The organism is Paenibacillus sp. JGP012 (assembly GCF_014203995.1).
Taxonomy (GTDB): domain Bacteria; phylum Bacillota; class Bacilli; order Paenibacillales; family Paenibacillaceae; genus Paenibacillus; species Paenibacillus silvae.
Window position 1 is genome coordinate 102,480 of record NZ_JACHKG010000015.1, and the last position, 12,207, is coordinate 114,686.

The following is a 12,207-nucleotide window of genomic DNA, read 5'->3' on the forward strand; positions in this document are numbered from 1 at the left end:
GTCTTGATACGGGATCTTTCCCGCATCAGGACGTTTTTTTTGCAAGCTTTTTGGGAGGTAGCTCTTCATGAATGCAGCGACGGTAAGACATATACTCGAAACAATGGAAGCCATGTTTCCTGATGCACATTGCGAATTAAATCACAGCAATGCATTTGAGCTAACGGTTGCGGTGCTTTTGTCTGCGCAGTGTACAGATGAAACGGTGAATAAGGTCACTGCGGATTTGTTTCAAAAGTACCAAAGTCCGGCAGATTATTTGGCGGTTCCTCTTGAAGAGCTGGAGCAGGATATTCGTCGAATCGGGCTGTACCGAAACAAGGCCAAGCATATCCAGAACATGTGCCGAATTTTAATAGAGCAGTATGGCGGTGACGTACCGCAGGAGCATGATCAGCTTGTCACTTTGCCAGGAGTAGGGCGCAAAACCGCAAATGTCGTTGTATCAAACGCGTTTGGAGTACCGGCGATCGCTGTAGATACCCATGTCGAACGTGTGTCGAAGAGACTTGGGTTAGCGGGTTGGGATGACTCCGTACTTGAAGTCGAGAAGAAACTGATGAAGCGCGTACCTCGGGATGAATGGACTATAACTCATCACCGGTTTATATTTTTTGGACGCTACCATTGCAAGGCTCAATCTCCCCAGTGTCATATCTGTCCGTTACTGGACATATGCCGTGAAGGGAAAAAACGTATGAAAACGTCCCAGATCAGGAAAGATAAGGAACGTGCAACTCCCCGAAAACGAAAGTTAAATTCAACAGCAGAAAAGGATGAATAATGATGAAATGCATTTCCGTGTACACTGACAACTTTGAAGCCTTCTCCGATATTTTTGAACAGATCGTTGAACAGGATATGGCTGAGAATGAAGAAAAAGAAGTTGAAGGCATCACTGTAAGTCACTCTGGTGATGTGCCTGAACATTACCTGGAGCGTATGTCCACGAAACCAGAAGTGGTTGTGATGAGAGACAAAGGCAGAAACATTACGATTTTGCAGCATGGTCAGGTTTTCGAAATTTTGCTGCCTGTAATGGAGAACGCAGTATCCTAAGTTTTGTTTAGTCTAAAACCTATGATCAAGAACCTGGCTGCCGTGACACGACCGTTCTATTGAGTATGCAGATGCGGATGGCATGTCATGCGGTCAGTTTTTTGATGATGAACGTTCCGTGTTATGCGGAAATTATAGTACAAAATTTTAAAACCGACATGATCGGTTTTATTTTTTTATGCATACCACAATCAGTACATACATTGTATTAAGACAGATTGCAGGCAGAAATGATCTCGTAATGCAATGATATTGATCTGGAATTCATCTACATGCAGATTCAAGTGAAAACGTTCAAATTCAAACATGATAATGTTAAACTAAATAAGATATAACAGAGATTGACGTCGATATGGATGTCAAATTAGAGGAGCCAGGAGGAAGGCCAGTCATGTCCAGAACAGATTTTCCAGCAGAAATGGCCACACCTTTGAACCCGTTGCGTGAAGCAATGGAGAAGACAGGGGACCAAACCGCTGTAGAGGCAATAACGGATTTAATCAGCAAGGCGGAAACAAAACATTTGACGATTGCGTTCTGCGGACATTTCTCGGCAGGCAAATCGAGTCTGATTAACAGCTTGTGCGGTAAAAGGGTGCTGCCCTCCAGCCCTGTGCCAACCAGTGCAAATGTGGTTGCCATCCGCAATGGCAAGCCGAGAGCACTTATTTATACATCTCCGAGCGTAAGCGCTGACAATAAAGATAAAGGCACGCTTGAGGTTTCACCCGAAGAGCTCGAGGCGTATTGTAAAAATGGCGGGGCATACAGCTCTATTGAAGTATGGGATGATATCCCGCTTTTGCAGGACGACGCCGTGTTACTGGATACGCCGGGCGTAGATTCAACCGATCGCGGGCACAGCCTGGCCACACATTCAGCACTGCATCTGGCAGATGTTGTGTTCTATGTTATGGACTACAATCACGTTCAGTCGGAGACCAATCTTTCTTTTGCGAAAAGTTTGTCCGACTGGGGCAAGCCGCTGTTCCTGATCGTAAACCAGATTGATAAGCACCGGGAGCGTGAGCTCTCGTTTGAACAATATGTGCAAGGCGTAGAAGCAATTTTTGAAGCATGGGAAGTGCGTTATGATGGTCTGCTGTTTACCTCATTGCGAGATCAGCAGCATCGATATAATCAGTGGAAGCAGCTTCCCGAACTTATTACCCAGATGATGAAGAGCAAGGAAGAGCTGATCTCACACAGTCTGGCTAGTTCGGCTCGTCATATTACGGAGCAGCATCTGATGCGTGAGGCGGGAAAACGAGAAGATGAGGAAAATGCACTGCTGGAGGAGATTGGCGGTCAAGAAGGCATCGAACGTTTGTCACGGGAGCTGGCGCTTCTGGACGAACAAGCTGCCGAGCTTCACGCCAAACCTTCGCGGATACGCGAAAAATTCAGAGCAGAGCTTGATTCGCTGCTGGCTAATGCCAATCTTACTCCGGCAGACATTCGTACTTCCGCAGGAAGTTATCTGGAAAGCCGCAAGCCCGGTTTCCGGGTAGGCTTGCTGTTCTCCGGCGGCAAGACGGAGCAGGAGAAGCAGCGCCGGGCTTCGGAATTGGTAAGACTGCTGCAGGATCAAACCACTAGCCAAGTGGAGGTTCATGTGCGCACGATGCTCAGACAGCTGGGTGAAGCCCATCAAATCTGGGGCGCGGAGTGGGAGCAGGCACTGAATTCAGAGCTGCCTGCAATCGATGAGGAATTGCTTGAACTGAAACGAAGTGCGAGTGCAGAGCTGTCGCCTGAGTATGTGATGCAATTCAGCAAGGATGTCCGGGGCGAGATCGAGGCCCGGTATCGCAAGTCGGCCATGGCGCTGGCCGACCGCATCCTGAAAGCGCTGGCTGCGCAGGGCGAAGCCGCGCTCCAGGCGCTGGACGCCAACCGCGCAGCGCTGCTGGCGCAATCCGCGGCGGCGGCGCGCTACACGGCGCTCCAGCGCGCCGCCGCCGAAGAGGCAGCAGGGCTGCGTAGCCTGCTGCCTCCTGCGGGCCCCCTCACCTCCGGGCTGTTGCCGGAGGTGAAGGGCCCGCACGTGCCCGCGCCTGGACCGGGCGAAGCTCCCGGTCCGCAGGCGGGCACGTTCACGTCTGTGGCTGCGCAGCCACAGACGCACGCCCCTGCGCCGCCGCGCGCAGCAGCGGCGCAGGGCGCACCGGCGGCGGCTGGCGCGGAACGCCGCCGGCGCCTGGACGCAGCAGCGGCACGGCTGGAAGCCGCTGCTGCGCTGGTGGAGCCGTACCCCGCCATGGGGTCGGCGGTACGGGATTTGCGTGCACGCGCAGCTTCGCTTGCGGGCGGCACGTTCACTCTCGCGCTGTTCGGTGCGTTCAGCGCGGGCAAATCCTCCTTCGCCAACGCTTTGCTGGGCGAAGCCGTCTTACCCGTATCGCCGCATCCAACGACAGCGGCGATCAACCGCATCATGGCTCCGGCCGGCGGCGCGCAGCATGGAACAGCCCGGGTCCGCATGAAGACCCGGGACGCCTTCCAGGAGGACCTGGCGTATTCCTTCCGCCTGCTGGGGCTTGGCGAGCCTGGCGCAGAATGGCAGAAGCGCGTGAAAGCCTTGACACCGCAGGATGTGCATCCGGCTGGTCGCCCGCATTACAGCTTTTTGCAAGCCGCTGCTGCGGGGTGGCAGGAGACGCAGGATCAGCTGGGCCAGGATGTGCTGGTTGATCTGAACGGATATCGCAATTTTGTAGCGAACGAGAAAAAATCCTGTTTTGTTGATTCCATCGATCTATACTACAGCTGTGATGTAACCGAACAGGGCATTGTGCTGGTGGATACACCCGGGGCAGATTCAGTGAATGCACGCCACACCGGCGTAACGTTTAATTATATGAAAAATGCCGATGCGCTCATTTTCGTAACGTATTATAACCATGCCTTCTCTCAAGGAGATCGGCAGTTCCTGAATCAGTTAGGACGGGTCAAGGACAGCTCAGCGATGGATCAGATGTTTTTTGTTGTCAATGCAAGCGACCTGTCCTCTTCGGAGGAAGAGCTGGAACAGGTGCTGGAGCACGTAGGTACAGAGCTGCGCAGCAACGGCATTCGTTCCCCTCGTTTGTTCCCGGTATCCAGCATTATGGCGATGGAAGGCAAGATGGATGGCAATGGCGATCTGCTGCAGCAATCCGGTTTCATTCGTTTTGAGGAGGAGTTTAACCGGTTTGCGGGCAAGGAGCTGGCCGACCTTGCAGTAGGTGGAGCTTCCGAGGAGCTGGCACGTGTCATCCAGCGTTTGAACAAACGTGCGGAAGATGCAGCTCAAGGAGAAGAGAAACTTCGTGAGCGGCGGAATAAACTGGAGACGATCTCCGGGCAATCACGTGAGCGGATCCAGCGCTTGGCACAGCGGGCGATGAAGGATGAGCTGACACAGGAAACGAATGAATTGCTCTTCCATGTCAGACAACGTCTTGCGTTCCGGCTGGGTCAGTTTATGGCAGAAGCATTCCATCCCTCGGTGCTGCGGGAGGATCAGGGCAATCTGAAAACGGCTTTTGCGGCATGCGGTCGGGAGCTGCTGCGTATGATCGGTATCGAGCTTGAGCAGGAATTGCTTGCGACGACTCTCAGGCTGGAGCAGACTGGGCATGCATGGGTTGCCAAACAAGTAACCGAATGCATAGATGAGGTGAAGCACCTGACCAGCGGCATTGATTTATCCTTAACCTTGGATGAGAAATGGAGCACACCGGTGTTGGAGGAAATCCGGCTGGAGGAACCGTCCGGTTGGAAAAACTACTGGAGTTACTTCCGTAATCCGAAGCAGTTCTTTGAAGGGGATGGACGCCAGCGCCTTCAGGAGGCGCTTGATCCTGTGCTCAAACAGATGATTATTGAAGCGCTGCCTGCCTCGGAACAAAAGCTGATTCAATTTTACGATACACAGGTCTGCCAGTCGGTGCAGCATCAAGCGCGTCAGCTCACCGAGCGCTTGGATGAAGCGATTAGCGGACTGCAGGATACGCTCGAAAGTGGAATTCCGGCAGAGCAGTGGGCGGCTTTGTCCGCACAGCTGGAACAGATGCAGGAATAAGAGGCCGTGGAGCTTTGATCACATCGCTTTGTTTTAATAATGTGTAAATGCGAGCAAGTGATACCTTGTCCCGTGACAAGGATTGTTCAGCCAACACAGCCGTGATTATGGAAACGTTTGTAAAATAAATGATTTCTTCCAAAATACTTTGAAAATGTTGCAAAAACACGTTCAAAAAGGCTCCCGCTGTAAAGGCATACAGGGAGCCTTTTTTTGGTATGACCAACCTGAAATATAGAGAATATTCAAACATTTGATTGAAAGTCGGGTATTGGTCTCCGTTAATGCGATAATAAGCTGAAAGCAGCCTGAATATGGTCTATTATTCGCTTTGCCGCGAATGGGGGACGGTGATAAACTTCATAAATGTTCATATCATTTAATGCAACATCAGAGGAGGAGAAACATGGATGTTCTTAGGCAACTGCAAACCTTTTTTTGGGAGAAGCGAACGTATTTACTGGTATCAATCTTGTTCCTCGCCTTAGCGACCGCACTTGGATTGGTATACCCGAACCTGCTGCGGATTTTGATTGATGATGTCATTGTTCCACGAAATTTTGAAGACGTTCCCATACTTGCCCTGACTGTGTTAGGTGTCGTTATTTTGAAAGCGGGAATGCAATTTTTACACGGTTTCTTTGGTGGGCGTCTGGGTAACTATCTGGCCTACCGCCTGCGTAATGCATGTTATGAAAAGCTTCAATTTCTATCCTTCCGTTATTATGATACGGCCAAAACAGGTGATCTGATGTCCCGCCTCACGGGAGATTTGGAGGCCATCCGTAACTTTATCGGATTTGGTTTCGCCCAGATTCTCAACATGGTTCTAATGGTCGTGTTCGGCGCAATTATGATGATGACGATGAGCTGGAAGCTAACGCTGCTGACCCTTGTCTGCATTCCTCTGCTTGCCTTCGTTGCGCTTCGATTCGAATCCAAAATTCACCCTGCATTTCAGGAGATGAGACTTGCTCTAAGCTCGCTGACTACAGCGGTACAAGAGAATATTACAGGTGTAAGAACCGTTAAATCCTTTGCACGCGAGCCTTATGAAGTGGAGAAGTTCTCTACACGGAATGAACGGTACAAAACCAATCAGATCCATGCTGCTACATTGTGGAGCCGTTATTTTCCCGTCATGGAGATCCTGGCATCGGTAAGTGTTGTTCTTCTGCTCGTAGTTGGTGGAAGGATGGTTATTCAGCAGACACTGACCCTGGGTGAACTTGTTGCCTTCTTCAGTCTGATCTGGTACATAATCGGTCCGATGTGGGGACTCGGGTTTCATATCAATAACTATACACAGTCCAAAGCTTCCGGTGAGCGGGTGCTTGAGCTGCTGAATACCCCTGTTGACGTTGTAGAGACAGAAGACCCCGTGATTGTGGAATCAGATCAGGTCAAAGGTCATGTGACTTTTGAATCAGTAACCTTTGCCTACGGAAACAAAATGCCAGCTGTAACGGATATTAATTTTGATGCTCCACCCGGTTCTGTAATCGGTTTCCTTGGCGGAACAGGCTCCGGTAAATCGACCATTATACAGCTGCTGATGCGAGCGTATAACGTCAATTCAGGCGCAATCAAGCTGGATGGAAGAAATATTAAGGACATGGGCATTCGCAGCTTGCGGAGTCAGATTGCTTCCGTGTTCCAGGAAACGTTCCTGTTCTCTTCCAGCATTCGCAATAACATCTCCTACGGACTGAAAAATGTGACGATGGATGAGATTATCCGTGCTGCCAAGCTGGCGAAGGCGCATGACTTTATTATGGAGTTTCCCGAAGGGTACGATACAGTCGTGGGCGAACGAGGCATGGGGCTGTCGGGTGGTCAGAAACAGCGGATTGCCATTGCCCGGGCCTTGCTCAAAAATCCGAAAATTCTCGTGCTCGATGATGCAACCAGCGCGGTGGATATGGAAACCGAACACGAAATTCAGTCGGGCTTTCAAGAGGTTATGCGCGGCAGAACAACATTTATTATTGCACACCGGATTTCATCCCTGCGCCATGCCGACGAGATTCTGGTGCTTGATGAAGGACGCGTTGTACAGCGTGGTAAACATACAGAGCTTATTCAGGTGCCTGGACCTTACCAGGATGTGTATAACATTCAATATGCAGACTACATTGCCCGCGGCAAGCGGGAGGCTGGGGAGCAGGTGAACTCATGAGTGCCGAGACGATAACAGACAGGCGTGAGGTCAAAGGGACCTCGAATCCGAAAATGAATGAACGATTTGTCTATCAGGATGATGAAGTTATTGAGAAGCCGTTTAACTGGCAAGAATTCGGGCGATTGTTCGCCTATATGAAACCGTATGCGAAGCAGCTGCTGCCGCTCGTCATTCTGATGATGATTCTGGGAACAATTACGAAATTGTCCGTACCGTTTCTTATCAGTCTGGCTATCGACAAAGCAATTGCGCCGCAAAGCGGAGTGCCTAGTGTAACAATGCTGTATCTGATTGCAGGTTCAATCCTGCTGCTGTATATCATTCAGTGGGCGGCTAATACGTACCGGATCAAGCTGACAAATGTAATTGGACAGCGGGTTATATACGATCTTCGTTCAGACTTGTTCAAGCATATTCAGAAGCTGTCCTTCAACTTTTTTGACAAAAGGCCGGCAGGCTCAGTGCTTGTGCGTGTAACGAATGACATTAACTCCTTGCAGGATCTGTTTACCAATGGTGCGGTCAATGTCATGATCGACTGTGTGCAGCTGCTGGGCATTATCGTTATCCTGTTGCTTATCAACTGGAAGCTGGGGCTGGCTGTAATTATTACGGTGCCGATCATGTTCATAATATCCACTAAACTGCGTGTCATGATTCGCCGGGCGTGGCAGGATGTGCGGATGAAGAACTCCAGAATTAACTCTCACTTGAATGAATCCATTCAAGGCATCCGGGTAACGCAGGCATATACGCAGGAAAAAGAAAATATGAAATACTTTGACAATATGAACATGTCCAGCAAAAAGTCCTGGGACAAAGCATCTGCAATGAACCAGGGATTCGGTCCGTTAATTGAAATCACAGGCGGCTTCGGAACGCTCATTCTGTTCTGGTATGGTGCACATCTCATTCAGAATGAAATGTTAACCGTGGGTCTGCTCGTTGCCTTCGCCAACTATGTCGGCAACTTCTGGGACCCGATCAACCGTCTGGGACAGATGTACAATCAGCTGCTGGTGGCGATGGCTTCATCCGAGCGTATCTTCGAATTCATGGATGAGAAGCCGCATATCGCAGATAAACCAGGGGCAAGACCGCTTCCTTCTATTAAAGGCGATATCGTGTTCGACAATGTGGTGTTCGAATATGAAAAAGGAAGACAGGCGCTCAAAGGCATCAGCTTTTCGGCTAAGGCCGGGCAATCCATTGCCCTTGTAGGTCACACTGGCTCGGGTAAAAGTACAATTATCAATCTGATTAGCCGCTTCTATGATATCACGAGTGGACGTCTGACCATCGACGGACATGACGTTCGCGATGTAACGGTTGAGAGCCTGCGCAGTCAGATCAGCATTGTGCTGCAGGATACATTTATTTTCTCGGGAACCATCCGCGACAATATTCGTTTTGGACGGCTGGATGCGACCAATGAAGAGGTAGAGGAAGCCGCCAAAGCCGTTAATGCTCACGAATTTATTATGAAGCTGCCGGGTGGGTATGACACGGAGGTTGAAGAACGTGGTAACGTACTGTCCATGGGACAACGGCAATTGTTGTCTTTTGCCCGGGCGTTGCTCGCTGATCCGCGAATTTTGATTCTGGATGAAGCCACAGCCAGCATTGATACAGAAACCGAGCTGAAAATCCAGGAGGCACTCAAGGTGCTGCTCCAGGGACGCACATCCTTTATGGTTGCTCACCGACTCTCTACCATTCGCAATGCGGATAACATTATTGTGCTGGATCACGGGGAGATCAAGGAAGAGGGGAATCATGAGCAGCTCATTCAGAAGCAGGGCGTATACAACGGTCTGATTGAAGCACAGTACCGGTTTTTATAATTAGTCCGAAGATCAACAAGCACTTGAGTACAGTTCGTATGAACAGACACTTCAGTCGACGGGATTTCTCTTCCTTTCAAACAGGTTTGCCTGACGAAAGGAGGAGATCACGGGGCTGAAGTATTTTTTTGCTCAGCTTCCATCAGGAATCATGTTTTCCTGACCACAAAAGGATTAAAGTAAAATATGTTATATTTTAAATATAGGATAGACAACAGAGACGTTTGGAGGAACAGCATGCGGAACAAAGGTACCGAACAGGTCATTCCACATTCTATTTTTGATGTGCTAGATCAAGTGCATTTTAGTTTATCGGAGCTACAAACAGCATCGGCAAGCCAGTCTGAGGCTGGTTGGAGGCTGGGCAAACATTTTCTGGAAAGTTACATGCTGCTTTTTGCAGCGAGTGGTGAAGGGTGGCTGACGATAGATGGTCAATTTATTGAACTCCGAAGTGCAGCCTTTTATATCGGTTTACCTGGGCAGTTAGTGGAAGCGGCGTTTCAAGGAAAAGATAATCGCGGGCTGTACCTGATGAAATTTAGTGTTACATCAAATAGCAAAATGACTGGCACATCCGTACATGAAATGATGAAACAAGTATATATGCAAAGCAATAATAGTGAAATAAGCTGCAGCTCGCCAGCCGTAATCCGTTTGTTGTGCCAGGACATTGAGGCGTTCATCCGGTGTGAGGCAGGACTGAAGCGGTATTACGGTCAGATTCGATTCCAGGAGCTGTTATATCTGATGTTCCATGATATGCTTCATGTCGAAACACAGAATATACGGCTGCCGATCGAGCAGGTCAAGCATTATATCGAACAGCATTATATGGAGAAAATAACGATTCAGGATATGGCTGAGGCTGCACGGATGAGCTCACGTCATTTCATGCGTTTGTTCAAAAAAAGATACGGCTGCAGCGCAGTAGACTATCTGACAATCTATCGAATCAAGCAGGCACAGATCATGATGAGGAATGACCATAGCCTTAGGCTCAAGGAGATTGCGACCTGTGTTGGATTTTCGGACGAAATGTATTTCCGCCGAAAATTCAAACAAATTTCGGGTGTTCCACCCGCCACGTTTATTCGTAACAGCAAACAGCGTATTGCGGCTGTTCATCCACTAGCGATCGGCACACTGTTGGCACTCCAGGTCATCCCCTGCGCAGCAGGAGCGAATCATCCATGGACGGCATATTACAGGCGCAAATACGAAACAGATACAATTACGCCTCTTGATGAAGCAGAGGAAGATGTCCTGCAGCAGCTAGAGACGATTCGTCCCGATTATATCGTTGCCGTTCGTGAAGAGATGTCGCATAACATGCTGCAACGTTTAAAATCACTGGCGCCTGTATGTGTACTTTCAAAGTCGAATGGAGACTGGCGTCATCATCTTAGAACTGCTGCCGAGTGTCTGAATCTGTCTCCTGCTGCCGAGGTTTGGCTGCAAAGGTATGAGCAAAAGGCAGCTGTCCTGCGCTCACAGCTGTCTGAGCAGATTCGCAAGGACACACTGCTTGTCATCAGCATTCAGAAAGCTTGCATTCAGGTGATGGGTCCACACACGATTGCTTCCGTTTTCTATACGGATCTGAAGCTGAAGGCCCCGGAAGGCATAGAACATATCTGGGAGAAGCAGCATCTGCACATGGGGGATCTAGGTGATCTGACACCTCTCGTCATAGATAGGGCAGTAGTCATTGTCGGTGAAAATGCTGCATCCAGACAGACCTGGCATAAACTGAGCAACTCCGAGATATGGCAGGCTACCAAAGCGGCCAAAGAGGGCTCTATTCGCATGATGCATTCAGGTGTTCTGCTGGAATATACTGCTTTTACTCACGATCTGATGCTGGACGAAGTGTTAGATTTGTGGCAACATCGTCCATAATATAAAGTCGTTATCGTCAGTATCTTGCGGCACAGATATTTAATATACTACTCCTATATCTAATTGATAATGATAATTATTATTGATTAGTAGCGATCACATTTTGATTCATATATAGGAGGTACATAAGAAGTGAAGTTGAAATACGGGGTATTTACAGGAGTTATTTTATTGTTGTTATTACTCAGTGCATGTGGACAGGCTGCCGCGCCCGAAGCGTCTGGTTCAGGAGAGGGCGGTGCAAGTCAGCCCCCTGCAGCTGCATCCAATACAAGTACAAATGACACGGAACAGTCGAATATGAATCAGGTCAAGGTCGTACAAACAGAGATGGGCGAGATTACAATTCCTGTGTCACCTCAGCGTGTAGTTGGCTTATCGGTTGTATATCCGGAACTGTTATATGCGCTCGGCATTGTGCCGGTTGCCGTACAAAATTATCATGAAGAATTCCCGAAATATTTGCAGGAGCCTTTTGCAAGCACCGTAAAAATGGGGATTGCCAAGACTCCGGATTTTGAAATGATTCTTGCCGCTAACCCGGATTTGATTCTGGCTCCCTCCTGGTGGTCCAAAAAGGATTATGAGCAACTTTCTCGCATCGCACCAACCGTACTGCTCCCTGAGCGTGAGGAATGGCCTGAGGAGCTGCAGGATATCGCCTCCGTTCTTGGCAAGGAGGCTGAAGCTAGGCAGGTCATGGCCGATTTGGAGCAGCATGAGAAGCAGGGAGCTGACAAGCTGCACAGCCTGATTGGGGATGAGACCGTATTGTATGTGAGAGTAATGGAGAAGGAAATCATTCTGAATGGTCCTAATCTCTCGCGTGGTGCCTTCATTCATAAAAGGCTCGGTTTGAAACCTTTGAGTAATTTCCCTGAAAGTGAAGCTTCACTATCGATCTCAATGGAAGTGCTGCCTGAATATGATGCGGATCATCTGATTATTCAGCTCGATGATAACGAAAACCCGCAGATCAAGAAAAAGTATGAGGAATTGTTAAGCACATCCATCTGGAAAAATCTGAAGGCTGTCAAAGAAAATCACGTATACCTCGTAGGGGGTAAGGAGTGGTTTAATCTGGGCATGGCCCCCTTGGCTGATAATTATGTCATTGATGATATTGTTGCTGCATTTGAAGAGAAGAACTGACT

General features: G+C 49.1%; 7 protein-coding genes. All 7 read left to right on the forward strand.

From position 1 onward, the window contains the following. Window positions 1-67: 67 nt before the first annotated feature. The 7 genes from nth (at window position 68) to HNR77_RS18370 (ending at window position 12,205) form a co-directional block, all read left to right on the forward strand. On the forward strand, window positions 68-784 hold the full coding sequence (gene nth, locus HNR77_RS18340) for an endonuclease III (RefSeq protein ID WP_111271348.1): 717 nt from the start codon (window positions 68-70) through the stop codon (window positions 782-784). A gap of 2 nt (window positions 785-786) precedes the next feature. Continuing rightward, entirely contained in the window at window positions 787-1,059 is a 273-nt protein-coding gene (locus HNR77_RS18345; RefSeq protein ID WP_184187395.1) for an NAD/NADP transhydrogenase alpha subunit, read from the forward strand. Window positions 1,060-1,450: 391 nt separating this feature from the next. After that, entirely contained in the window at window positions 1,451-5,125 is a 3,675-nt protein-coding gene (locus tag HNR77_RS18350) for a dynamin family protein (RefSeq protein WP_184187397.1), read from the forward strand. Window positions 5,126-5,531: 406 nt separating this feature from the next. Further along, window positions 5,532-7,304, forward strand: a complete 1,773-nt coding sequence (locus tag HNR77_RS18355) for an ABC transporter ATP-binding protein (protein WP_184187399.1) — start codon at window positions 5,532-5,534, stop codon at window positions 7,302-7,304. Further along, complete coding sequence (locus tag HNR77_RS18360) at window positions 7,301-9,151, forward strand: ABC transporter ATP-binding protein (protein ID WP_184187401.1); 1,851 nt, start codon at window positions 7,301-7,303, stop codon at window positions 9,149-9,151. Before HNR77_RS18355 ends, HNR77_RS18360 begins: the two co-directional genes overlap by 4 nt. Window positions 9,152-9,388: 237 nt before the next feature. Beyond that, on the forward strand, window positions 9,389-11,053 hold the full coding sequence (locus tag HNR77_RS18365) for an AraC family transcriptional regulator (protein ID WP_184187403.1): 1,665 nt from the start codon (window positions 9,389-9,391) through the stop codon (window positions 11,051-11,053). Between the two features lie 132 nt (window positions 11,054-11,185). After that, window positions 11,186-12,205: an ABC transporter substrate-binding protein gene (locus HNR77_RS18370; protein WP_184187405.1), complete on the forward strand. Its 1,020-nt coding sequence runs from the start codon at window positions 11,186-11,188 to the stop codon at window positions 12,203-12,205. The last annotated feature ends 2 nt before the right edge of the window (window positions 12,206-12,207 follow it).

Bases quoted from the DNA above. Each gene is read 5' to 3' on its own strand.
- nth (WP_111271348.1), top strand. From the start codon at position 68: ATGAATGCAGCGACGGTAAGACATATACTCGAAACAATGGAAGCCATG.
- HNR77_RS18345 (WP_184187395.1), top strand. From the start codon at position 787: ATGAAATGCATTTCCGTGTACACTGACAACTTTGAAGCCTTCTCCGAT.
- HNR77_RS18350 (WP_184187397.1), top strand. From the start codon at position 1,451: ATGTCCAGAACAGATTTTCCAGCAGAAATGGCCACACCTTTGAACCCG.
- HNR77_RS18355 (WP_184187399.1), top strand. From the start codon at position 5,532: ATGGATGTTCTTAGGCAACTGCAAACCTTTTTTTGGGAGAAGCGAACG.
- HNR77_RS18360 (WP_184187401.1), top strand. From the start codon at position 7,301: ATGAGTGCCGAGACGATAACAGACAGGCGTGAGGTCAAAGGGACCTCG.
- HNR77_RS18365 (WP_184187403.1), top strand. From the start codon at position 9,389: ATGCGGAACAAAGGTACCGAACAGGTCATTCCACATTCTATTTTTGAT.